Origin of the sequence: Kribbella sp. NPDC051952, from assembly GCF_040680855.1 — a bacterium.
GTDB lineage: Bacteria > Actinomycetota > Actinomycetes > Propionibacteriales > Kribbellaceae > Kribbella.
In genome coordinates this window covers 69916-93416 of the sequence record NZ_JBFAXQ010000021.1, presented here as the reverse complement: position 1 = coordinate 93416, position 23501 = coordinate 69916, and the positions used below count along the sequence as shown (strand labels likewise).

The 23501-nt window shown below is 67.9% G+C and carries 24 protein-coding genes; 16 read left to right on the top strand and 8 right to left on the bottom strand.

The window, feature by feature from the left end; all coding sequences use genetic code 11:
* Positions 1 to 7: 7 nt before the first annotated feature.
* Complete coding sequence (locus AB0L70_RS31580) at positions 8 to 430, top strand: ribulose bisphosphate carboxylase small subunit (protein WP_363690420.1); 423 nt, start codon at positions 8 to 10, stop codon at positions 428 to 430.
* A complete protein-coding gene (locus AB0L70_RS31575) occupies positions 427 to 1362 on the top strand; it encodes an AAA family ATPase (protein ID WP_363690419.1) in 936 nt (311 codons plus the stop codon). Before AB0L70_RS31580 ends, AB0L70_RS31575 begins: the two co-directional genes overlap by 4 nt.
* Here AB0L70_RS31575 and AB0L70_RS31570 read toward each other — a convergent pair.
* Positions 1329 to 1931: a hypothetical protein gene (locus tag AB0L70_RS31570; protein WP_363690418.1), complete on the bottom strand. Its 603-nt coding sequence runs from the start codon at positions 1929 to 1931 to the stop codon at positions 1329 to 1331. The genes AB0L70_RS31575 and AB0L70_RS31570 overlap by 34 nt on opposite strands.
* Before the next feature lie 174 nt (positions 1932 to 2105).
* On the opposite strand from AB0L70_RS31570, the gene AB0L70_RS31565 reads away from it, so the two are divergent.
* The gene (locus tag AB0L70_RS31565) at positions 2106 to 2510 is read left to right on the top strand and encodes a cupin domain-containing protein (protein ID WP_363690417.1); all 405 of its coding nucleotides are present in this window, start codon (positions 2106 to 2108) and stop codon (positions 2508 to 2510) included.
* 25 nt (positions 2511 to 2535) lie between these two features.
* On the opposite strand, the gene AB0L70_RS31560 is transcribed toward AB0L70_RS31565, so the two are convergent.
* On the bottom strand, positions 2536 to 3366 hold the full coding sequence (locus AB0L70_RS31560; protein ID WP_363690416.1) for an LLM class F420-dependent oxidoreductase: 831 nt from the start codon (positions 3364 to 3366) through the stop codon (positions 2536 to 2538).
* Between the two features lie 117 nt (positions 3367 to 3483).
* Positions 3484 to 4230, bottom strand: a complete 747-nt coding sequence (locus AB0L70_RS31555; protein WP_363690415.1) for an aminoglycoside phosphotransferase — start codon at positions 4228 to 4230, stop codon at positions 3484 to 3486.
* 358 nt (positions 4231 to 4588) lie between these two features.
* Here AB0L70_RS31555 and ald point away from each other — a divergent pair, with 358 nt between their 5' ends.
* The 10 genes from ald to AB0L70_RS31505 all read left to right on the top strand — a co-directional run bounded on the left by ald (position 4589) and on the right by AB0L70_RS31505 (position 14337).
* A complete protein-coding gene (ald, locus tag AB0L70_RS31550) occupies positions 4589 to 5704 on the top strand; it encodes an alanine dehydrogenase (protein WP_363690414.1) in 1116 nt (371 codons plus the stop codon).
* Positions 5701 to 6633 (top strand): site-specific tyrosine recombinase XerD, encoded by a 933-nt coding sequence (gene xerD, locus AB0L70_RS31545; protein WP_363690479.1) that lies wholly within the window; start codon positions 5701 to 5703, stop codon positions 6631 to 6633. The genes ald and xerD overlap by 4 nt, the downstream gene beginning before the upstream one ends.
* Before the next feature lie 9 nt (positions 6634 to 6642).
* The gene (locus tag AB0L70_RS31540) at positions 6643 to 7746 is read left to right on the top strand and encodes a hypothetical protein (RefSeq protein WP_363690413.1); all 1104 of its coding nucleotides are present in this window, start codon (positions 6643 to 6645) and stop codon (positions 7744 to 7746) included.
* 24 nt (positions 7747 to 7770) lie between these two features.
* Positions 7771 to 9054 carry a low temperature requirement protein A gene (locus AB0L70_RS31535; protein ID WP_363690412.1) on the top strand — a complete coding sequence of 428 codons (1284 nt, stop codon included), beginning with the start codon at positions 7771 to 7773 and terminating at the stop codon, positions 9052 to 9054.
* A gap of 340 nt (positions 9055 to 9394) precedes the next feature.
* Positions 9395 to 10306 (top strand): ParA family protein, encoded by a 912-nt coding sequence (locus AB0L70_RS31530; RefSeq protein WP_363690478.1) that lies wholly within the window; start codon positions 9395 to 9397, stop codon positions 10304 to 10306.
* Positions 10291 to 10659, top strand: a complete 369-nt coding sequence (locus tag AB0L70_RS31525) for a hypothetical protein (RefSeq protein WP_363690411.1) — start codon at positions 10291 to 10293, stop codon at positions 10657 to 10659. Before AB0L70_RS31530 ends, AB0L70_RS31525 begins: the two co-directional genes overlap by 16 nt.
* 2 nt (positions 10660 to 10661) lie before the next feature.
* Positions 10662 to 11645, top strand: a complete 984-nt coding sequence (locus AB0L70_RS31520; RefSeq protein ID WP_363690410.1) for a segregation/condensation protein A — start codon at positions 10662 to 10664, stop codon at positions 11643 to 11645.
* Positions 11642 to 13243 (top strand): SMC-Scp complex subunit ScpB, encoded by a 1602-nt coding sequence (gene scpB, locus AB0L70_RS31515; RefSeq protein ID WP_363690409.1) that lies wholly within the window; start codon positions 11642 to 11644, stop codon positions 13241 to 13243. Before AB0L70_RS31520 ends, scpB begins: the two co-directional genes overlap by 4 nt.
* Positions 13233 to 13967, top strand: coding sequence for a pseudouridine synthase (locus AB0L70_RS31510; protein WP_363690408.1), 735 nt, complete (start codon positions 13233 to 13235; stop codon positions 13965 to 13967). Before scpB ends, AB0L70_RS31510 begins: the two co-directional genes overlap by 11 nt.
* A 34-nt stretch (positions 13968 to 14001) precedes the next feature.
* Complete coding sequence (locus AB0L70_RS31505) at positions 14002 to 14337, top strand: hypothetical protein (RefSeq protein WP_363690407.1); 336 nt, start codon at positions 14002 to 14004, stop codon at positions 14335 to 14337.
* A gap of 4 nt (positions 14338 to 14341) precedes the next feature.
* Here the strand turns inward: AB0L70_RS31505 and AB0L70_RS31500 are convergent, their stop codons facing one another.
* The 3 genes from AB0L70_RS31500 to AB0L70_RS31490 form a co-directional block, all read right to left on the bottom strand.
* Positions 14342 to 15988 carry an APC family permease gene (locus AB0L70_RS31500; RefSeq protein ID WP_363690406.1) on the bottom strand — a complete coding sequence of 549 codons (1647 nt, stop codon included), beginning with the start codon at positions 15986 to 15988 and terminating at the stop codon, positions 14342 to 14344.
* A 76-nt stretch (positions 15989 to 16064) separates the two neighbouring features.
* The gene (locus AB0L70_RS31495; protein WP_363690405.1) at positions 16065 to 16988 is read right to left on the bottom strand and encodes a hypothetical protein; all 924 of its coding nucleotides are present in this window, start codon (positions 16986 to 16988) and stop codon (positions 16065 to 16067) included.
* A gap of 5 nt (positions 16989 to 16993) precedes the next feature.
* Complete coding sequence (locus AB0L70_RS31490; protein ID WP_363690404.1) at positions 16994 to 17908, bottom strand: hypothetical protein; 915 nt, start codon at positions 17906 to 17908, stop codon at positions 16994 to 16996.
* 152 nt (positions 17909 to 18060) lie between these two features.
* Here AB0L70_RS31490 and pafA point away from each other — a divergent pair, with 152 nt between their 5' ends.
* The 3 genes from pafA (at position 18061) to AB0L70_RS31475 (ending at position 21870) form a co-directional block, all read left to right on the top strand.
* Positions 18061 to 19422 carry a Pup--protein ligase gene (pafA, locus tag AB0L70_RS31485; RefSeq protein WP_325056951.1) on the top strand — a complete coding sequence of 454 codons (1362 nt, stop codon included), beginning with the start codon at positions 18061 to 18063 and terminating at the stop codon, positions 19420 to 19422.
* Positions 19423 to 19473: 51 nt separating this feature from the next.
* Positions 19474 to 20760, top strand: a complete 1287-nt coding sequence (locus AB0L70_RS31480; protein WP_363690403.1) for a GNAT family N-acetyltransferase — start codon at positions 19474 to 19476, stop codon at positions 20758 to 20760.
* Positions 20761 to 20904: 144 nt separating this feature from the next.
* Positions 20905 to 21870, top strand: a complete 966-nt coding sequence (locus AB0L70_RS31475) for an FKBP-type peptidyl-prolyl cis-trans isomerase (RefSeq protein ID WP_363690402.1) — start codon at positions 20905 to 20907, stop codon at positions 21868 to 21870.
* 29 nt (positions 21871 to 21899) lie between these two features.
* Here AB0L70_RS31475 and AB0L70_RS31470 read toward each other — a convergent pair whose 3' ends face one another.
* Both AB0L70_RS31470 and AB0L70_RS31465 read right to left on the bottom strand, forming a co-directional pair.
* Positions 21900 to 22367: a hypothetical protein gene (locus AB0L70_RS31470; protein WP_363690401.1), complete on the bottom strand. Its 468-nt coding sequence runs from the start codon at positions 22365 to 22367 to the stop codon at positions 21900 to 21902.
* A 31-nt stretch (positions 22368 to 22398) separates the two neighbouring features.
* The gene (locus AB0L70_RS31465) at positions 22399 to 23499 is read right to left on the bottom strand and encodes a DUF3866 family protein (protein WP_363690400.1); all 1101 of its coding nucleotides are present in this window, start codon (positions 23497 to 23499) and stop codon (positions 22399 to 22401) included.
* Positions 23500 to 23501 lie beyond the last annotated feature (2 nt).

Below are 23501 nucleotides of genomic sequence, written 5' to 3'. Positions count from 1 at the left end.
GAGCACGATGATGGAACTGCGCCACGGGACCTTCTCCTACCTGCCGGCTCTGACCGACGACGAGATCGCCGACCAGGTCCGGTACGCCCTCGGCAACGGCTGGCCGGTGTCGATCGAGTACAGCGACGACCCGCACCCACGCAACGTCTACTGGGAGATGTGGGGGCTGCCGCTGTTCGACCTGACCGAGCCCGACGGGGTGCTTGCCCAGATCAACGAATGTAGGGCGACGTACCCGAACCACTACATCCGCGTACTCGCGTACGACGCCGGCCTCGGGCGGCAGACGACCGCGATGCATTTCCTTGTGCAACGGCCGGCCGAGGAGCCTGGGTTCCTGCTGACGCGGGTCGAGGGGCCGGATCGGAGCCAGCGGTACGGATTGTCGCCGTACGCAACGACGCGACCGGCCGGAACTCGTTACCCATGAGCGGCTTCGGTGTCCCGGCACCTGTTGCTGAGCCAGAAGCCGAGCCGGAGTTGTTGGCGGACGATGCCGAACTCGACCTGTCGGTGGACGAAGCGGGGGCGAGGGTCGACGAGACCCTGGCCGCTCTCGACGCGGAATTGGTGGGGCTGGCATCGGTCAAGCGCCGGGTGCGGGAGATCGCCTCGTTGCTGCTGGTGGATCGGGCCCGGCGGCAGTTCGGACTGACATCGTCGAAGCCGACGCTGCACATGAGTTTCACCGGTGGGCCGGGCACCGGGAAGACGACGGTGGCGCTCCGGATGGCCGCGATCCTGCACGCGCTCGGGTACATCCGGGCGCCGCGCGTACACACGGTCACCCGGGACGACCTGGTCGGGCAGTTCATCGGGCACACCGCGCCGAAGACCAAGGAGGCGATCGCGCGGGCGGCCGGTGGCGTGCTGTTCATCGACGAGGCGTACTACCTGTTCCGGCCCGACAACGAACGCGACTACGGGCAGGAGGTGATCGAGATCCTGCTGACCGAGATGGAGAACGAGCGGGGCGATCTGGTGGTGATCTTCGCCGGGTATCCGGACCGGATGGCGACGTTCTTCTCGGCGAATCCCGGTCTGAGTTCGCGGGTGCCGCATCACATCGGCTTCGAGGACTACAACCACGGGCAGTTGGTGCAGATCGCCGAGCTGATGCTGACGTCGGAGAACTTCCGCTTCGACGACGCCGCGCAGACAGCGTTCTCGGAGTACCTGACCCGGCGGATGGGGCGACCGCGGTTCTCGAACGCGCGCAGTGTCCGCAACGCGATCGAACGGTCCCGACTCCGCCAGGCCCGGCGCCTGGTCGAACTGCGGCGGCCGTTGCGCAAGGAGGATCTCGTCACGCTGACGGCCGACGACATCTACGGCAGCAGCGTGTTCGTGGATTCGCCGTAAGGCATGGTGATCCGGCCCTCGACCTCGTCCCAGAGCGCGTCGAGCTTCGCGCACACCAGCCTCGCCACCTGACCTGGTACGCCGGTGTGGGGCAGGTGTGGGTGTGGCCGGGTCGGTGCCGTGGCGATTGCCCTCGTGAAGCGGTCGCGCAGCCGAGCCTCGTCGCCCGAGTCGAGATGTTCCCCGAGCATCGCGGCGAGCCGGCGCTCGGTGGCGATGGTCCGGGTCAGATGGTTGTGGACGCCGGACCACACCGATGCCCACGGCACGTGGACGGTCTGGGCCTGGCCGTACTCCTTGGCCTTCGCCTTCACCAGCGTGTGTTCCAGTCGCCGGATCGCGCGGAGGTGATCGCGGACTTCCTTCCGCCCGGCCGGCACGTGCTGTGCGAACGTGGGCAGCAGGATCCGGGTCGTCGCGGCCGCGTGCCGGCTGGCCTGGGCCAGGAACCGGTCGGTGTTCATCCGCGCCTCACCGGGCGGTGCGGGCGACTCGCGCCGGGCCGCTGTCCGCAGCAGGTCCAGCAGGGTGGCATGGCGTTCTTCGACGTCACTCAGGAGCGTTGGCATCACGGCACCTCGCGAACTCGGGGGCTGGGGTCTCCGAGTTTCCGGTCCGATTCACAAGCGCACAAGGCTGGTCTTCGCCTCACCTGCACGCTCACCCATCAGGGCGAGGCCGGCGGCCTGCAACCCGCGTAGAACTGCGGATGGGCCGCATCGCGCAGGCCCGACAATGAGTACATGCAGAAGCCGGAGTTGGCGGAATTGCTGGACCTCGAGCCGCACCCCGAGGGCGGCTGGTACCGGGAGACGTGGAAGTCGGAGGTCGAGTTCGAGCCCGAGGGGTACGACGGAGTCCGGGCCAGCGCGACCGCGATCTACTTCCTGCTCGCACCGGGCGAGGAATCGCGGTCGCATCGAGTCCGGTCGGCCGAGATCTGGCTCTGGCATTCGGGTGGTCCGCTGAGGCTCGAGTACGACGGCGAAGTGGTCACGCTCGGCCCGGATGTGGGCGCGGGGCAACAACCCCAGGTCGTGATCCCGGCCGGCGCCTGGCAGGCGGCCCGTCCGGCCGGGGATCAAGCGGTGCTGGTGTCGTGCGTGGTGTCGCCCGGCTTCGACTTCGCCGACTTCACCATGCGGTGAAATTGCGGGGAATTGCGGTGAGTCGCTAGTGCAGGACCGTGGCCAGGGCTTCGTAGCCGGGGAGAAGGTCGATGCCCTCGCGGCCGAGTTGCTGGATCGCGACGTGGTCCGCGCCCGCGTCCAGGTGGGCCTTCAAGCCCTCGGCGATGTCGACTGCCGAGCCGTGCAGAACCAAGGCGTCGACGAGGTTGTCGCTGCCGCCGTCGGCAAAGTCCTCGTCGGTGAATCCGAGGCGCTTGAAGTTCGACGTGTAGTTGCTGAGTTGCAGGTACGACGCCAGGTAGTCGCGGGCCGTCGATCGGGCGATCTCCGGGTCGGTTTCCAGGACCACCTTCTGCTCGGGTGCGAGCAGCACACCGCCGCCGAGCGTACGACGAGCCTCCCGCGTGTGCTCGGGAGTCGTCAGGTACGGCAGTGCTCCGGCGGTCCGCGTTCCGGCGACGTGCAGCACCTTCGGGCCGAGCGCGGCCAGCGCCCGTCGCTCGATCGGCACCTTCGCCTCGTCGAGGTCGTCCAGGTAGCTCACAATCGTCTCGTACGGCGACTTGTACCCGCCGGTGTGCTCCGGGTGACCGATGCCGACGCCGAGCAGGAACCGGCCCGGCTGCTCGTCCTCGAGCCGGTGGTAGGACTCGCCGACGGCCGCGGCCGGCGTCTTCCACATGTTCACGATGCTGGTGCCGACGGCAACCGAGTTCGTTGACGCGAGCAACACCTCCACGTCGCGCAGGCCGCCGTCGGGCGAGCTGCCCAGCCACAACGTTCCGTATCCGGCCTGCTCCAGTCCCGCCGCCAGTTCCGGTCCCCAGTGCTGGGGTCCGTGCCAGACGCCGTACCGTCCCAGTTCGACCGCCACGCCGTACTCCTCTCGTCGTCCCGTGCTCAGGTTCCAACGGAGAGCGGGCGGGCTCCATTCCGTGCACCTAGAAGCATCCCTGACGACGGGGTGGTCACGTCAATGATCGTTGTCACGTCAAAGGTGACTTGCGATCTCCGGGAGGCGCTGCCGGAGGTCCTTCAGGCGGACTTCGGTGCGGTCCGGTTCGCCGACTTTGGCGAGGTTGAGCATGCCGGGATCGCCCGCGAGTTGGCCGGCTCGGATGACGCGGGCCGACCGTTGGGCCAGCACGGGTGCGCCCTCGAGGATCTGCAGGGGCGTGAAGACCTCACCGCCGTACGACTCGGCCATCAGTCGCAGCCGCGCGGCCTGGTAGGCGGGGTCGCCCGGCATTGCGAGCGGGGCCGTGTTCCAGGCCGTGAACGCGATGTCGTCGAGCGGTACGCCGGGCCCGGCCAGGTCCCAGTCGATCACTCCGCTGAACCCGGCGTCGGTGCCGATCCAGTTGTAGTACCCGTAGTCGTGCATGCAGATGATCTGATCGGCAGCGAGTTCACCCCGGCTCGCCCGCCAGACGATCTCGCCCGAAGGCCGGTACGACGAGACGACCCGGTGATACTGCGCGAGCCAGTGCATCGCATCCGCCAGCACGTCGTCCGGCACCTCCGGCCCGTACGCCGACCCCGGTAGGAAATCGAGGATCTCGCGGCCGCGATCGTCGAAACCGAGCACCCGCGGGATGCCTTCGAGCCCGGCCGCGGCCAAGTGGTTGAGCAAGCCATGAACTGCCGGTGTCCACGGGCCGGTGGCGCGCCGGACCGTGTCGCCGACGCGGACCGCACCGCTGACGTTGCCGCCCGGCAGGACGATCTCGGAGTCCATGTAAGAACCTTTCCATCAGGGTTTCATTGCGGGTACCGGGCGTGCAGAAACAGGGGTATTTCCGGGCAGTGCAAGACTGGGGTTAAGACAGAAGTGGAGATTGCGTCAAGATTGCGCAAAGCCTGCCGGGCAAGGGATTCCGGTGCGAACGACACGGGGCGCCACGGCGTCTCATAGGAGTGTAACCGAACCGTCGGGCAACGATCCCGCGAGTCTCCACCCGATAGGACCATCCGGTCGGGTGGTATGAACCCTGCGGGCTTACACTCGGCAGCGACCTGGCAGCACACCCCTCACCGCCGGGCCGCGGACACAACGTCGTGAGCCGCACACCTGGAATGGGAAAGAAGGGCGAGTTGTGAAGGTCGGAGTTCCGAAGGAAGTCAAGAACCACGAGTACCGGGTGGCGATTACGCCGTCCGGCGTGCACGAGTTCGCACGCAACGGGCACGAGGTTCTGATCGAGCAGGGGGCGGGGGCCGGTTCGCTGATCCCCGACGACGAGTTCGTGGTGGCCGGAGCACGGATCGTGCCGACCGCGGACGACGTCTGGGCCGAGGCAGACCTCGTGCTGAAGGTGAAGGAGCCGGTGGCCGAGGAGTACCACCGGATGCGCAAGGACCAGGTCCTGTTCACCTACCTGCACCTGGCCGCGAGCGATGAGACCACCGACGCGTTGCTGAAGTCCGGCATCACCGGCATCGCCTACGAGACGGTTCAGCTACCGGACGGTTCGCTGCCGCTGCTGGCCCCGATGAGCGAGGTGGCCGGCCGGCTCGCCCCGCAGGCCGGCGCGTACCACCTGATGCGCAGCGGCGGCGGCCGCGGCGTCCTGATGGGCGGCGTCTCCGGTGTGCACCCGGCACGCGTGGTCATCATCGGCGCCGGTGTCGCCGGCATGAACGCGGCCGCGATCGCGCTCGGCATGCAGGCGCAGGTCCAGCTCTTCGACCGCAACATCGCGCGGCTGCGCCAGGCCGACCAGATCTACCAGGGCCACCTGCTGACGATCGCCGCGAACTCGTACGAGATCGAGCGGGCCGTGCTCGAGGCCGACCTGGTCATCGGCGCGGTGCTCGTGCCGGGTGCGAAGGCGCCGAAGCTGGTCAGCAACGACATGGTCAAGCGGATGAAGCCGGGCAGCGTGCTCGTCGACATCGCGATCGATCAGGGCGGCTGCTTCGAGGACTCGCGTCCGACCACGCACGCCGACCCCGTCTACACGGTCCACGACTCGCTGTTCTACTGCGTCGCGAACATGCCCGGCGCGGTTCCGAACACCTCGACGTACGCACTCACCAACGTGACGCTGCCGTACGCGATCGAGCTGGCGAACCTGGGTTGGCGGGAGGCGCTCAAGCAGGACCACAGCCTCGCGCTCGGCCTGAACACGTTCGACGGTCATGTCACCTACGGCCCGGTGGCCGAGGCGCACGACCTGTCGCAGCTGAAGCTCGACGAGGTCCTGATCTGAGCATCGCCCGTGCAGTCGGCGCGTACTTGGACCACCTGACGGTCGAGCGCGGGCTGGCCGCGAACACCTTGGCGTCGTACCGGCGTGATCTGCGCCGGTACGACGCCTACCTCACGTCGGCCGGGATCGACGAGCTCGGCCGGATCACCGAGGGCGTGATCGGCGACTTCCTGATGCGGTTGCGCGAAGGCGACGCCGACCATCCGCCGTTGACCGCGTCGTCGGCCGGCCGGACGGTGGTCGCCGTACGCGGGTTTCATCGGTTCTGTCTGCGGGAGGGGCTGACCGCGGTGGATCCGGCGGCCGCGGTGAAGCCGCCCGCACCGCCGCAACGGTTGCCGAAGGCCCTTTCTGTCGACGAGGTGACCCGGATCCTGGCAGCGGCCGCGGGTGCCGAGGCGGAGCCCGCCGTACTCGCGACTCGTGATGCCGCGCTGCTCGAGTTCCTCTACGGAACGGGCGCGCGGATCTCGGAGGCCGTCGGGCTGGACGTCGACGACATCGACCTCGAGACCGGCGCGGTCCTGCTCCGCGGCAAGGGCAGCAAGGAGCGCGTCGTCCCGGTCGGGACCTACGCGCGCGACGCGGTCTCGGCGTACCAGGTCCGCGGCCGTCCCGAGCTGGTACGCCGGGGGCACGGGACGCCGGCGCTGTTCCTCAACGCCCGTGGCGGCCGGTTGTCCCGGCAGAGCGCGTGGACCGTCCTGCGCCGGGCCGCGCAACGGGCCGGGATCGCCAAGGAGATCTCGCCGCACACCATGCGCCACTCCTTCGCAACCCATCTCCTCGATGGCGGAGCCGACGTACGCGTCGTGCAGGAGCTGCTCGGTCATGCCTCCGTCACGACCACGCAGATCTACACCCTCGTCACGGTCGACAAACTCCGCGAGGTCTACGCAACAGCGCATCCGCGAGCTCTCTCGTCCTAAAATTCAGGTGTGCCGACCCCGCCGCAGGTCTTCGTCGATGTCCTCGCCCAGCGTCTCGCCGACTACAGCGGCCGTGACTATGCCGACGTACGAGCGACCGTCATGTATGCGGGAGATGAGCTGCCCGTTCGTATCGCCGACCTCATGCTGGCGGACGCACGCGACCATGCCGCGGATGAGAGCAACCCGCAGCAGGCGCGGAACCAGCTCGAGTACGAGAGTGCTCGGCGCCGGCTGATCGAGGTGGTGCAGGGTCAGGTGCGGCCGGAGGTGGGCGATGGCATCCGCACCGAGGTTCAGGCGCGCCAACACGCGCGCGCCGTTGCGGAGCGGATCTTCGCTCTGGCGGTCGACGTGGTCGAGCCGATTGCCGTGGACATCGGGGTGCCGCAAGCACTTGAGCGCCAACGGGAGACCCGGATCGCGGCCGCGCTGGGCACGCTGCGCGGGCTGCCCGCGGCCCGGATGCTGGCGCCCCTGACCCTCCGGGAGTGGCTGAAGGATGCGGACCGCCTGACCGACCCGAAGCTGGACGACGGCGCGCGCGATCGCGGCGGCCGTCTCCTGGCGAACGACATCGAACTGCGCCGGATGGTGGCGGCCGGCTACCAGGTCTACGAATCCAAGGCGAACCCGCGGTCCCCGGACGAGACCATCCGGGACGGAGTGGCCATCGCGTGGTCGAACCGGACGCGGGCGGAGTTCACGGAGGCTCTCGGAGTTGCGAGCGTCCTCGGTCCTCCACAGACGCCGGAACGGCTGGCGCCGAGGATGGTGACCGGGCTCGTCCAGTCGATTGCGGAGCGGACCGGGACCTCCGAGCAGGAGCTGCTCGAACGACTCTGTACTGCCGGTGGAGAGCACTTGCGGGGTGAGGACCAGTGGCGGACCGTGAGCCGATTGCTGGTCCCGGACGAGTCGCTGCAGCAGGCCGATGAGGTTGAGCCGTCCCACGCTCGCCAGCTGATCACCGACGCGCTACGCACTGAGTTCTCGCGGCAGTACGGCGACCCCGATCGGTCGCCCGAGTGGTCTCCCGAGGAGGGCGGTGCCCGGATCACGACCGCGGGTGCAGAGCTGGCGGCGAGTCTCGGCATTGGCGGTCGAGGGTGAGCCGCACCGCTTAGGCTCCTACGCGTGACCGAGCAGACGGAGGCGGCCGAGGGGCGGCATGCGAGTTGGCTGGAGCTGTTCTTCGATCTGACTGTGGTTGCGGCCGCGGCGCAGATCGCGCATCGGTTGCACTCGGCTGAGAGTGTTGGGCAGATCGCCGCGTGTGGGGCGATGTTCTACGCGATCTGGAGTGTCTGGACGACCACCAGCGTCTACGCGAACGTCGCGGGCGAGCGGACCCGGCAACGCGCCGTACTGCGGACCATGCTCGGGATCGCGATCATGGCGGCTGCGGTGCCTGGTGTCTGGCCCGAGCTGCTGCCGGGGGAGCACGACGATGCGCCGCGCGGGCGGACGGCCGCGTTCGTGGTCGCGTTCCTGCTGTGTCGGTTGATCGCGGCGCGTTCGGCGGCGCGGGACGGACAGCTGGTGACGTTCTGGCCGGCCACGCAGAGTGTGGCGGCGACGCCGTGGATCGCATCGATCTTCGTGCCGCCGACGATCGCCTACTGGCTCTGGGGGTTCGCGATCGCGACCGACCTGGCCTTCTCGATGGTTGGCGCGGCCAATCCGCGCTCGGTCGCCGAGATGACCGAGCGGTGGCGTAAGCGGACGGAGGAGCAAGACCGGCGGAGTGCGAACCGGCTGGCCCAGCTGATCGAGCGCGGGGTCTCACCGGACCGGCTCCCGGATGCCTCGCCCACGTTGATGTCGGTCGCCCAGGTGCAGTCCGGCCATCTCAGTGAACGCCTCGGGCTCTTCGTCATCATCGTGCTCGGTGAGGCGCTGGCGCAGGTCGTCGCGGCGAACACTGAGCTCGAGTGGACGTACGCGGTGATCGCCGCCTCACTGGCCGCATTCCTCTTGCTGGTGCAGCTGTGGCGGCTCACTTCGCTGTACGGGTTCACGCCGGCGCCGCGCAGTACCAAACCATTGGAGCCGTGGCAGGCGCTGCCCGCGCACCTTGGCGTCACTGCGGCGATCGTCGTGGTCGCCTCTGGTCTGGGCGGGCTGATCCCGGAGGCGGCTGAGCACCTGCACGCCAGGGACCGGTGGTACATCTTCGGCGGGTTGGCGCTGTACCTGCTGACCAGTGTGTTCGCCGGGCTGGCCGGACGGGCGCCACTGCGGTGGTACCTGGGCTGGGTCCTTCCCAGTACGGTCGTCGCCGTGCTGGCCGGCGTACTGGGGCATCTGGTGCCGGGGTGGTCGCTGGCCATCGTGGCGTGGGCGGTGCTGGCGTGGTTCGCGTCGTACGACAAGCTCGGTTCGCGGCGTACGGCGACGGACGACCCCAGTGCCGGCTGATTGCGGACGGTGTGCGATCATCTGGCTACGGTTGGTCACCTGGTCGGTGTGATCGACCCAGTCCGGAGCTTTGTCGACAAACAGCCCCACCCCGGTGCGGAGTGGCTGGTTGAGAGTGCTTGAATGCACGCTTACAGTCGCTGGGATCGCCCGTATCGGTTGAAAGGTTTGACGAGTCATGAACGAGTCGACATTCCCGGGCACCGAGCACCTTTCGGCACAGATTCCGGGGCACATTCCGGCACCGGAGCCGGCCCAACCGATCAGCGCCCCGCCCAGCACGCCGCCCCGCCCGGCGACGCCGCAGCGCAGCCTGACCCCACCCGAGAACTATGCGGAGATGCCGCGGCCCACGGCCAAGCTCACCGCGGAGGACCTTTCACCTGTGAATGACGCGCACGGCCCGAGGAACAAGATCGGGCCGACGGGCCGGCCGTTGCCGGACCTGCCGGAGCCGAAACCGCCGACGAAGACCGGCCCGGCGCAGGTCATTGCGATGTGTAACCAGAAGGGTGGCGTCGGCAAGACGACGACCACCATCAATCTCGGCGCCGCGATCGCGGAGACCGGCCGCAAGGTGCTGCTGATCGACTTCGACCCGCAGGGTTCGGCCTCGATCGGCCTCGGCGTGCAGCCGCACGACCTGGAGCTGTCGGTCTACAACCTGCTGATGCAGCGCGACATCACGCCGGACGAGGTGATCCGGGCGACCCGGGTGCCGAACCTCGACCTGCTGCCGGCCAACATCGACCTGTCCGCGGCCGAGGTCCAGCTGGTCCAGGAGGTCGCCCGCGAGTACACACTGCAGCGGGTGCTCGAGCCGATCATCCCGAACTACGACGTGATCCTGATCGACTGCGCACCGTCGCTCGGTCTGCTCACCGTGAACGCGCTGACCGCGTCGAACGGCATCGTCGTACCGCTGGAGTGTGAGTTCTTCGCGCTCCGCGGCCTGGCCATGCTGACCGACACGATCGGCAAGGTGCAGGACCGGCTGAACCCGAAGCTGGAGATCGTCGGGATCCTCGGCACCATGTTCGACGGGCGTACGACGCATGCCCGCGAGGTGCTCGATCGCGTCGTGCAGGCCTTCGACGAACGCGTGTTCCACACCGTCATCCGGCGTACCGTCAAGTTCCCCGAGACCACGGTCGTCGGCGAACCCATCACGACGTACGCACCGTCATCGTCCGCGGCGCACCAGTACCGCGATCTTGCCAAGGAGGTGCTGGCGCGTTGTCCCGCCGGGTGAGCCTGCCAGGTGCCAGTGAACTCTTCGGGGGTGCGGCACCGAAGCAGACCAAACCCGAGAAGCGCACCACCACTGACAGCACGGCCGGACCGTCTACCGTGCGGTCGCGCACGGCCGTCACCGACGACCGTAAGTCGAGTGGTCGGATCCGTCACGACACGAAGATCACCGTGTACGTGACGGAGGAGGAGCTACTCGGCTTGGAACAGACCAGACTCGCGCTCCGGGCCGAGCACGGCCTGATGGCCGACCGTGGCCGGATCGTTCGCGAGGCGATCGACGTACTGCTGGCCGACTTCGTCGACCACGGGCCCGACTCCGTCCTGGTACGGCGGCTCAAGGCCTCGGAGTGACTGTGTCGGACTCGCTACCCTTGGATCTGCCGTCGGGGGACGCTCCTGCTGTTGCCGAGGGCAAGGGTTTCAGCGTCCACCTGGTCAACTTCGAGGGTCCGTTCGACCTGCTGCTGCAGCTGATCAGCAAGCACAAGCTCGACATCACGGAGATCGCGCTGTCGGTGATCACCGACGACTTCATCGCGCATATCAAGGCGCTGGGGTCGGAGTGGGATCTCGACCAGACGTCGGAGTTCCTGCTGATCGCGGCGACGCTGCTCGACCTGAAGGCGGCGCGGTTGCTGCCGAAGGGCGAGGTCGAGGACGACGAGGACCTCGCGCTGCTCGAGGCGCGGGATCTGCTGTTCGCACGGTTGCTGCAGTATCGCGCGTTCAAGCAGATCGCTTCGCTGGTGCAGGAGCGGATGGCGGCGGAGTCTCGTCGCTTCCCGCGGGCGGTCGGGGTGGAGCCGCGGTTCGCCGAGTTGCTGCCTGAGGTGTTGCTGGGGATCGATCCGGCTGGGCTGGCTGCGCTGGCGGCTCGGGCGTTGGCGCCGAAGAACAACATTCCGGAGGGTGTGTCGCTCGCCCACCTGCACGCGCCGGCGGTGACGGTTCGCGAGCAGGCGCTGGTGATCGTCGATCGGTTGCGGCGGCAGCGGAGTACGACGTTCCGTGCGTTGGTGTCTGATTCTCCTGACACTGTCACTACTGTTTGCCGGTTCCTTGCTTTGCTGGAGCTCTTCCGTGAGGCGGCTGTCACGTTCGACCAGGTGACGCCGCTGGGCGAACTCACCATCCGCTGGACCGGCACCGACGAGGGCGAGATCGACGTCTCCGACGAGTTCGACGAGGAGACGAAACCCGAGCCGGAGGACGGTGAGGCACCCTACGTCTCCGACGACACCCCGTTCCTCGAGGCCGGCGAAACCCTCACCGACGAAGACGATGTCCCGCCCGCCCCCCACCCGGCCGAACCCCCCACCGAGACGGCAACCCAGTGACCGAACCAACCCCCACCATCCCCACCCCACCGGCCGAGCCTGGGGAGGATCGTGCCCCCGAATCGGCCAGCAATCCTCCCCACACCAACGCTGTGGTCGGCGACGAGGGCACGGAGTTCCCACCAGTCGGCAACGAGCACCCGGCAGACGAACCAGCCGAAAGCACGTCAACCACCGACGGGCAGTCGGCGGGGGGAGTAGCCGGAGGCACGTCAACCACCGACGGGCAGTCGGTTGGAGACGGGCAGTCCGTTGGGTCCGCGGCCGGAGGCACAGCAACCCGCACTGGCGAGGCTTCAGAAGCACAACCCGAGGCCGGTACGACGGAGGTCGCCGGCCCGGGTGCCGAGGACGGGGACGCCGCAGCCACCTCGGAGGGTGATGAGGAGCCGGCTGCGGATGTGGTGATGGGAGAGACCACGTCTACGGGTGGGGACGACCCCGTAGCGGGTGAGGACGTACGGGGTGAGGGCGATCCGCGGGACGACGTACCAGGTGATGATGCGCCTGTGGGCGACGTACTAGGTGAGGGTGTGCCGGGGGATGAGGATCACCTGCCGCCTGGGCAAACCGCTGTCCCGGTGGGGGATGAGGTTGTTGTTGATGACGAGACGATGCGGCGGGCTATCGAGGCTATTTTGATGGTGACGGATGAGCCGTTGCCGGTCTTGACGTTGGCTCGGGCGGTTGGTCGGCCGACGGGAGATGTGGCTGACGCGTTGGCGGCGTTGGCTGCGGAGTACACCGAGCAGGGCCGAGGGTTCGACCTTCGTGAGGTGGGCGGTGGTTGGCGTTACTACACCCGCGTGGAAGCAGCGGCGTACGTGGAGCGCTTCGTCCTCGACGGACAGCAGGCGCGCCTGACCCAGGCCGCGCTGGAGACGCTCTCGGTTGTCGCGTACAAGCAACCGGTCAGCCGAGCGCGCGTCTCCGCCATCCGCGGGGTGAACGTCGACGGCGTCATGCGTACGCTCGTCGCCCGCGGCCTCGTCGAGGAGGCCGGCGCGGACACCGAGTCCCAGGCGACGCTGTACCGCACCACGTCGTACTTCCTTGAACGCATGGGCATGCAGTCGCTGGACGACCTCCCCGAGCTCGCCCCGTACCTTCCGGACATGGACGACATCGAGGAAGAGTTGGCCGCCCAAACCCTCCCACCACCCACCCCAGAAGCCTCCAGTACGCCGGACGCCGACGAGTCAGGTACGCCGGACACCCCCGAAGCAGCTGGGAACGACGAGCACGCTGCTGCGAGTGAGCCGGACGAGGACCCGGGAATCGACGGGGATCTCGGAATCGAACCGACTGAGCTGGACGACGCGGACGAGTCGACCGAGGATGAGCTCGATGACGACCCAGGGATTGATGGGGATCTCGGCACCGAGCCGGTTGAGCTGGAAGAGGACGAGTCGGGTGCCGTTGAGCGTGACGAAGAGCCGGGGATCGACGGGGATCTGAGCCCGGAGCCCGCGGACTCGGAAGACGAGTCGTGGGAGGGTGAAAACGACTCGGCTGAGGATGAGCTCGATGACGACCCAGAGATTGATGGGGATTTTAGTGCGGTGCAGGGTGAGGGGGCGTTGAGGGATGGGGGATGAGGCTGGGATTCGGTTGCAGAAGGTGTTGGCTCAGGCGGGGGTGGCTTCTCGGCGTAGTGCTGAGTTGTTGATCGAGCAGGGGCGGGTCGAGGTTGACGGGACGGTGGTGACCGAGTTCGGGACGCGGGTAGATCCTGAAGTTTCGGTCATTCGGGTTGACGGTGAGCGGATCCCGCCCGTCAGCGCCCACGCGTACCTCGTGCTCAACAAGCCGCGCGGCGTCGTCACCACGATGGCCGACCCGCAGGGCCGGCCGTGCATCGCCGACTACGTTCAGGATCGTGACGAGCGCCTGTTCCACATCGGCCGGCTCGACACCGACACCGAAGGTCTCCTGCTCCTCACCAACCACGGCGAATTCGCGCACCGGCTGGCCCACCCGTCGTACGAAGTCTCCAAGACGTACGTCGCCGAAGTAGACGGCAACGTGAAACCAGGAGTACTGCGCCGACTCCTCGACGGCGTGGATCTCGAGGACGGCCCGGCCAGAGCCGACACCGTGAAGATCATCTCGAGCATCCGCGGCCGCACCCTCGTCCAGATCACCCTGCACGAGGGCCGCAACCGCATCGTCCGCCGCATGTTCGACGCGATCGGCCACCCGGTCAAGCGCCTCACCCGCACCGCGATCGGCCCGGTCCGCCGCGGCAATCTGCACACCGGCGAACTCCGCCCGCTCGACCCCAAGGAGCTAGGTCAGCTCCTCGACATCGTCGATCTCTAGCCGCCACACTGATCCCGACCTAGGGGAGGGCATCATGTGGGCAGTCATCGGGGTCTGGGACATCGACGCCTCAATGATCGACGCGTTGCGGGCGCAGGTCCCGTTGATGGCGTCGAGCAAGATCGGGCGACCCGGGTTCCTGCACGGGACCTGGACGGTGGACGGCCACATGGTCCAGGTCTTCGCGGATGAGGAGAACGCCCGCCGCTACCACCAGGACATGATCGACCAAGGTGCGGTCGACCGTCCCGGCATCCGCAGCGTCGTCTGGGCGGTCTCCGAGGTCGGCGCCGAGTCCGACACCACCGGCTGGACCGACCGTGAAGGGCAGAGCCACGACCCGTCGGACCAACCGGCGTCGACCCACTGAGAGCTCACTCCACCTCGGACTTCTCCGGTACGACGACCTGGTCCACCATCCGCTGGATCTGGTCGGCCGGTAGAGCCACTGCGATCGCCCAGAAGTAGATCGCCAGGCTGAACACCGCGACCACGAGGATGTCCCACCACAACGGGAACCACGGGTGCTTCAACGGCCCGAAGTCACTCAGGTAGACGATCAGCCCCATCCCGACGAGGTACGCCGGCAGCCACTGCGCCGCACGCAGATCGAGCTGCGGAGTGGTCGGGTTCAGCTTGAACACCCGGTTGCCGATCAGGATGACGTACCCGATCAGGATCGCGACGCCGAGCTTCCAGTCCGTCGCCCACCCGGACCACAGGATCAGCAGGTTGGCGACCACGAACGCCAGCGGCGACAGGATGCTCGCCCGCGGCAGCCGGTACGGGCGGTCCGCGTCGGGCAGCCGGCTCCGGAACACCCCGAGCGACAACGGCGCACCGGCGTACATCAGCACGCTCGCACTCGTGATCAGCCCGACCAGCGAGCGCCAGCTCGGGAACGGCAGGAAGCAGATGCAGCCGATCACGAACGCCGCGATCAGGCCGACCCACGGTACGCCGCGCTTGTTGGTCCGCTCGAACACCGACGGCACGTACCCGTTGCGGCTGAGACCGTACGAGACCCGCGAGCTGCCGGTGATGTAGATCAGGCCGGTACCGCCAGGGGAGACGACCGCGTCGATGTACAGGATCGCGGCCAGCCAGCCGAGGCTGAGCAGCGATGCGACCTGGGCGAACGGGCCGGTCAGGGTGGTGAAGGCCGCGGTGGCCCAGGTGCCCTTGACCTGGTCGGCGGGCAGCGCGGCGATGAACACGATCTGCAGCAGGATGTAGATGACCGCGCCGATCACGATCGAGCCGATCACCGCCCGCGGGATGTCACGTTTCGGGTTGCTGCTCTCACCGGCGAGCTGGTCGGCCTGTTCGAATCCGAGCAGCGCGAAGATGATGCCGCTGGTCGACACCGCGGACAGGATGCCCTTGGCGCCGTTCGGGTTGAAGCCGTCCGCGGCGGTGAAGTTGCTGCCGTGGAACTGTGCGATCGCGAGCACGAAGATGGTCAGCAGCGGGATGCCGACCTTCCACCACGTCGCGGTGCTGTTGGTCCGGGCCAGCAGCCTGATGCTGAGGAAGTTGATGGCGGTGATCGCAGCCATCAGTACGACGGCAACCACGATCCCGGACGCGGTCAGGATGTGCTGCCCGTTGGACGTTTTCAGCCAGCCGCTCGCGAATGAGTAGTGCTGGCCGTACGTGATCATCGCCAGCACCTCGATCGGCGCCACCGTCGCGGCCTGCAGCCAGGAGAACCAGCCGAAGGACGCGCCGGCGGCTCCGCCGAACGCGTAGTGCGGGAACCGGGCGGTGCCACCGGAGACCGGATACATGCCGCCCAGCTCCGCGTGCACGAGAGCCAGGATGAGGATCGCGACCCCGCCGATCACCCAGGAGATGATCGCTGCGGGGCCTGCCGTGGACAGGGCGCCTTGTGCGCCGAACAACCAGCCGGAGCCGATGATCGACCCCTCCGACGCCCAGATCAGTCCTACGAAGCCGATGTCGCGTTTGAGTCCCGGCCTACTCTGATGGGCGGACGGTGTCGCTTCCGAAATCGCCATACCAGCACCATCGCGCCGGGCGACCCACCACGGCAGTCACGCTGCCTGCACTCCCGCACCCCCTGCTAGCCGGTAGTCACTCGCCGAAGAGCTGGGAGTAGGTCTGGGTGTCGTCGTAGTAGCGGAAGTACGCCGGGTCGGTGAAGGTGCGGTTGACCTTGCCGATGCTCTGGATGACGGTGGCTGCGCCGTTCGCGTGGCCGATGGCGTACAGGTACGGCGCACCGGTCTCCTTGTCGATCGCAAGCAGCAGCGTCCCCTGGGTGCCGCACTTGGAGGCGACGAGGGTCTCGAACCCTTGCCACGTGGACGTCCGGACCTTCTTGACCACCGGCGCGCCGCTCAGCGGGATCCGGATCGTGTACAGCGCACCGCCGTACGTGTTGGCCAGGAACGTGTCGTAGCCGGCGGTCTGGCTGATCAGCGCCATCGTCTTGATCGCGGTGAATCCGGCGTACGTCGCTTTGCGCGTCCAGGTGTTCCCGTTCAGGGTCCAGCGGACGATCTTGTCGCCCTGCACCGCGTACGTGTTCTGCCGGACCAGTTTGCCGCCGGCGTTGAACTTGGAGTTCTCGAAGTACCGGATGTCGGTTCCCCAACCGCCACCGACGAACGTCTGCACCACTGTCCCCGGTACGACGTCGCCGCTGAACCCCTTCACGTCATAGCTGAGGCGCCACATCTGGTCGCCGGTCACGACGAACTGCCGGCGCTTCATGCCGGTCTGGTTGCCGGTGACCTCGAAACCGAGTCCACCCGCCAGCCGCGTCAGTCCTGGCGCCAGCAGGCCCTTGCCGCCCCAGGTGCTCGCACTGGCGGTCGGCGGCGTCGTGGCGGTGAGGCCGCGCAGGATGTGACCTCCGTCGGACGAGATCGCTCCCAAGGCCAAACTGCAGTACGTCACGGCCGACGTAGTTGGTGCGGCCTGTGCCGACGGTGCCTGACCCAACACACCCGCAGCCAGCGCGAGCCCCAGTAGTCCCGCTGCCTTCTTCAGCATGCCGTTCACTCCCCAGATAGTTTCGGCGCCTCCGGATCGGCGCCGTAGTAGCGGTAGTACGTCTTGTCGGCGAAGGCGGCGAACTCCGTGCCCACCGTGCCGAGGCCCTTGATGACTGTCGCCGTGCCGTTGGCGTGGCTGACGGCGTACAGGTAGGCGGTGCGGGTGTCCTTGTCGATGCCGAGCAGCAGCGTGCTCTGGTTGCCGCACTTCTCCGCGATCAAGGTCTCGAAACCCTGCCAGGTGGACGCTCGGACCTTCTTGACCACCGGTGCGCCGCTCAGCGGGATGTGGATCGTGTACAGCGCTCCGCCGCGCGTGGTGGCGAGGAACGTGTCGTACGTCGCGGTCTGGCTGATCAGAGTCATCGTCTTCACGGCCGAGAACCCGCTGTACGTCGCTTTGTTGCGCCAGACGCCGGCGTTCACGGTCCAGCGGTTGATCACACCGCCGTGCAGTGCGTAGGTGCTGGTCCGGGTGGAGTACCGCGACTCCTCGAGGTACGTGTACTCCGGAGTCCAGCCGCCGCCGACGCGGCGCTTGACGGACGAGGCGGGGTCGAGCTGGCCGGTCGTCTGGTCCAGGACGTACTGGTACGCGAAGAGGTCGTTGCCGATCGTCGCGTAGCCGCTGTACCGCCAACCGGACGGCGGATCGGGCTCGAACCCGAGCCCGCTCGCGAGCCGGACCGTGTCGACCGGGAACAGTCCTGTCGACACGAGCACCGGCTGCGTCACGGAGGCCGGACTCGTCGCGGTGACTTTCTGCCGTTTGTGATCACCCGCGGTCGTGACAGACCCGAGGCTGAGCGAACACGCTGCGCTCGCCTGCCCGGCCGCGGCCGACGCCGTCGCGGGCACCAGTGCACCCGCCAACACCGCCGTACCGAGTAGTCCGGCCGCGGCGCGAGGTTTCGTCATCTACATCTCCCCGGAGGAGTGGGTTTCACCCAGCACGATGCCGACTCTGGCCGAAAGGTTAGGCCCCGGATTGACATCAAAGGGGTAACGCCGGGAAACGGCGCGCCTGAGACATGGCCCGGTTGTCGGAGCGGCGCCGTAGTGTGGGAGATGTGAACCGGCGAATCTTCGGTCTGGAGAACGAGTACGGCGTCACCTGTACGTTCCGCGGTCAGCGGCGACTGACCCCGGACGAGGTGGCGCGGTACCTGTTTCGGCGGGTCGTGTCCTGGGGGCGGAGCAGCAACGTCTTCCTCCGCAACGGGGCCCGGCTCTACCTCGACGTGGGCTCCCACCCGGAGTACGCGACCGGGGAGTGCGACTCGGTCACCGACCTGATCGCGCACGACAAGGCGGGTGAGCGGATCCTCGAGGGTCTGCTCGTGGACGCGCAGAAGCGGCTGCACGACGAGGGCATCTTCGGCGACGTCTACCTGTTCAAGAACAACACCGACTCGGCCGGGAACAGCTACGGCTGCCACGAGAACTACCTGGTCAGCCGGCACGGCGACTTCGCCAAGCTGGCCGACGTGCTGATCCCGTTCCTGGTCACCCGGCAGCTGATCTGCGGCGCCGGCAAGGTGCTGCAGACGCCGCGCGGCGCGGTCTACTCGGTGTCGCAGCGGGCCGAGCACATCTGGGAAGGCGTCTCCAGCGCGACGACGCGGTCCCGCCCGATCATCAACACCCGCGACGAGCCGCACGCGGACGCCGAGCGGTTCCGCCGGCTGCACGTGATCGTCGGCGACTCGAACATGTCCGAGACCACGATGCTGCTGAAGGTGGCCAGCACCGACCTGGTGCTGCGGATGATCGAGGCCGGCATCGTGATGCGCGACCTGACCCTGGACAACCCGATCCGGGCGATCCGCGAGATCAGCCACGACATGACCGGCCGCCGCGAGGTCCGGCTGGCCAACGGCCGCGAAGCGAGCGCCCTCGACATCCAGGGTGAGTACCTGAACAAGGCGCGCGACTTCGTCGACCGCCGCGAGCTCGGGACGCCGGCGGTCGAGCGGGCACTGAACCTGTGGGAGCGCTGCCTGAAGGCGATCGAGTCCGGCGACCTGAGCGGGATCGAGCGTGAGATCGACTGGGTGATCAAGTACCGGCTGATCGAGCGCTACCGGCAGCAGAACAACCTCGGCCTGGCCAGCCCGCGGGTCGCGCAGCTCGACCTGGCGTACCACGACATCCACCGGCCGCGCGGGTTGTACTACCTGCTCGAGCGCCGGGGTGCGGTCACCCGGGTGGTCGACGACCTGCGCGTCTTCGAGGCGAAGTCGGTGCCGCCGCAGACGACGCGGGCGCGGTTGCGCGGCGAGTTCATCAAGCGCGCGCAGGAGCGTCGCCGCGACTTCACCGTCGACTGGGTCCACCTGAAGCTGAACGACCAGGCCCAGCGCACGGTCCTGTGCAAGGACCCCTTCAAGTCCCACGACGAGCGCGTCGAGAAGCTCATCGCGAGCATGTAGGCCGCTTCTAAATCGAGTGCTTGGCTCGGGGGCACCGCATAGAACGGTCGGATGGCGATCGAGATCCGGCCGGTGACCCGAGCCGAGACCAAGGAATACCTGCGCGTCCTCCCGTACGTGAACGGCCTGCCCCAGGAAGAGCCCGAGCCCTCGGCCTGGTACGCCGGTCGCGCGACCTGGCCACCGCAAGTCCGCCGGACCGAGCTCGACGCGTACGTCGACGACGTACAGAGCGAGTGGTATCGCCCCCAGGCGGCGTTCGTGGACGGCAAGATCGCCGGTGCGTCCGCGATCGTGTCGGTCGAGGTCACGCTCCCCGGCGGCAAGCAGGTCCCACTCGGCGGAGTGACGTCCACCGGTGTGCTGCCGACGTACCGGCGGCGCGGGTTGTTGCGGAAGATCATGACCGCGATGCTCGCCGACTGCCGGGAGCGCGGTGAGTTCCTGGCCGGGTTGAGTGCGAGTGAGGGCACGATCTACGGACGGTACGGGTTCTCGCCGGCGACGTTCCAGCATCGGTGGGAGGTTCGTCGTACGGACGCTTCGTTCCGGAAGGACTTCACTGACCCGGGTTCACTCGAGCTGGTGGACGGCGTGGTCGCGGCTGAGGTGTGGCCGGTGCTGCACGAGCGGGTGCGGGCTGTGAGGGTCGGGGAGGTCAGTCCGCTGCCTGGCAAGTGGGATGGGCTCGCCACCGACGCACTGCCGGCGGACGGGTCCGGACCGGCACATCACCTGGTGCATCGCTCGGCTGACGGTGTTGTTGATGGTGTGGCGTTGTTCCGGCTGCCGTGGTCACCGGATCCGGCAGAGGCCGGCGTACTGCAGGTAGAAGCGTTTGAAGCACTCACTCTGGATGCGTATCGGGCGCTTTGGGGCCTACTGCTCGACTTCGACCTCACCAAACGAGTGGTGGCGGCGAGGCGACCGGTTGACGAGCCCCTGCGCTGGATGCTGACCAATCCACGGGCATTGAGGCTCACTCGCACCCGTGACAACCTCTGGCTGCGAATTCTCGACGTACGTGCGGCCTTGGAAGCACGCACGTACGCCGCAACCGGTGCGCTGGTCCTGGACGTGTCGGACGACCTGTGCCCGTGGAACGCCGGACGCTGGCGCTTGGACGCTTCGCCTGATGATGCGAGCTGTTCACCGACGGAAGGTGCTGCCGACCTCAGCCTGACTGTGAACGAGCTGGGATCGCTTTACCTCGGGGGAGTCGCGGCAACCGTTCTCTCGCACGCGGACCGGATCACCGAGCACACACCCGGCGCGCTGGCATTGCTGGATGCCCTGCTCCACCAGGACCGCGCCCCACACAACGCAGTCGGCTTCTGAACCCTGTGACTGTACGTGGTGTGACCCAACGGTGACGCGGGCGGCCGATGGCGCAGTTGGCCCTGCAGGCTAGGGTGGGCCGCGTTGTTGCCCCCTGAGTCGAGCGGCGCCGTGCGCGTCGGGATGTTTCGAGGTGCTGGTTTCGTGCGCAAGTTGTTGAGTCTGGTCGTCGTCGTGGCCCTGGGATCGTCCCTGGTCGCGTGCGGCAACGAAGCGAAGTTCGGCGAGGGCGGGATCAAGGTGACCTCGGACTTCGGTGCGAAGCCGACCGTCACCCACCGCGATGGTGACCCGGAGAAGGGCCTGGTGACCGAAGTCCTGAAGCAGGGCGACGGGCCGGAGGTCAAGAAGGGTGAGCTGCTCACCGCGAACTACCTGGGCCAGATCTGGCGCGACGGCAAGGTCTTCGACAACTCCTACGACCGGGGTGCGCCGTCGTCGTTCCCGATCGGGGTCGGCGGGGTCATCTCCGGCTGGGACGAGGGCCTGGTCGGCAAGAAGATCGGCAGCCGCGTGATGCTGTCCATCCCGTCGGACAAGGGCTACAAGGAGCAGGGCAACGAGCAGGCCGGCATCAAGGGTGACGACACGCTCATCTTCGTCGTCGACCTGATCGGTGTGGCCGCCAACGACACCCCGCTGGACGCGAACCCGGTGTCCCCGTCGACGCCGACGAAGATCACCGTCAGCGGCCCACTGAACGCCGAGCCGAAGGTCACGGTCGCGGCCGGGACCAAGCCGCCGGCGAAGCCGGGCAAGCCGGTCGTGTTCGCACTCGGCAAGGGCAAGCCGATCGAGAAGGGCAGCCAGCTGATCGGCCGGTACGCCGTCTTCGACTACACCGGCAAGAAGCAGGCCAGCACCTGGGACGGTCAGCCCGCCACCGAGCAGGCCCCGGCCCAGCCCGGTGCCCCGACCGACCAGCTCCAGGTCGGCCCTGGCCCGACCGGCCAGACCGGTGCCCTCGACGCCCTGGCCGGCGTCCCCGTCGGCAGCCGGGTCCTGGTCGAGCTCCCGGCGACCAAGGACGCCAAGGGCAAGGCGGTCAACGCTTTCGCCGTCATCGACGTACTGAACGCTTTCCCGGCGCCGAAGCAGACGGGTCAGTAGAAACAACGGTTGTGCGAAGGGCCGGTCTCCTACTTGGGGGACCGGCTCTTCGCGTTGAACCAGCGGGCGGTCTGCGGGTGCAGGCTCAGCGCCAGCGCCGACAGCACGGCTGTCAGGTGCACGGTTCGGAGGACAGCGATCGTCACGGACGTGGCGGTCCAGTCGACCGTGGTGAGGTCGCCGTTGCTGACCAGCCAGTCGATCGGCTCGGAGACCAGAGAGGCCACGCCGACCGTCCCGAGCAGACCGGCCACGAAGTAGCGGGACCAGCGCACACCACGCCGGAAGTACCGGTCGATGATGACGAACAGGGCGCCGTAAATGACCGCCCGGATGGCGATCTGCCCAGCCAGCGACGACATCGAGTCGCCATCACCAAGGGCGTTGGTCACCTGGACCACGGTCTCCACGACTCCAGCGCCGACAGCGACCAGCCAGAGTGAGGTGGCCAGGCGAGCTGTCTGTGGTGCTGTTCCTACCTGAGCGAGCGTTGTCATACACCCAGAGTGGTCGCGCCGCCCGCCCAAATCAGGAGTACTGCGACCCCACTCCAGGTGGTGGTACATCCACCAGACCGGCGGCGTGGCGGCCCGCGGCGGCTGCCGCTTCGAAGTAGGCGCGGTCGGTGTCGAGGTCGCGGCCCATCGTGGACAGCTTGACCGGTGCGGCCTGCATGGCCTCGTACAGACCGTCCACGCCAACCCGGACGACGCGATGCCGCGCCTTGAGTGGTTCGGCCGCGTCACGGACGGCGTCGCCGAAGTCGCCGGACAGATCGGGTACGACGACATCCGCCGGCTGTAGCGCGACCCGGCCGTAAGCGGTGAGGCTGTGGTGCGAGATCCCGCGGTGCCGTGGTCGGGGATCGGCCTGGGAGATCCGCAGCGATGCGACCGCCCGTCCGCCCAGCGTTCCGACCGCGTTGATCGCCTCACCCGACTGCACCCCGGAGAACCCCCACCGGGTGCCCGTACCCAGATTGCCCGGCCCCTGCGTCAGTACGACGAGCTCTGCCGCCAGCACGTGCACGGCGGTCAACAGCCCGGTGTGAACCGTCACCGCCTCGCGGTCCCCGCCGTACGCCTGTCCGACGGTCACTGTGCCGCTCAGCCAGCCACTCTCCCGCAGCGACGCCACAGTCCGCGAGAACGCGAGTGGTAGCGCCCCACCGTCCGTCATCACGTACACGACCCGCGTCGTCGGCCTCGCCTCGTACACCCCGGCCAGTACCGCGGGCAGGGCGGAGTGCAGGTCTGCCACGACTACCGGCGTACCGAAGAGGTCGTCGGCATCCCGCAGTACGTCGTGATCGGGGGAGTCCTGCTCGTCCGCACCCATCACCATCGCTTGCAGCGGCGTGTACCGAGCCTTCACCAGATGGCCGTGCTCAGGAGGGTCAGCAGGCAGCCGATCCGGTACGGCGACGACCAACGCGTACCCGCCCGTGCCCAGGCCACGGTCGAGGGCGCCGACGTTGAGGAGGACCCGGTCGCCGGGCTCCGGCGTACCGACCAGGTCTGGGTAGGCCAGGGCGCGCACTGGCTGCTCGCCGACCATCACCGTCAGCTCAACCGCACCGGTCCAGCTCCGCCCGACCGCACTCACCACACCATCCCGCCAGCGAATCACAC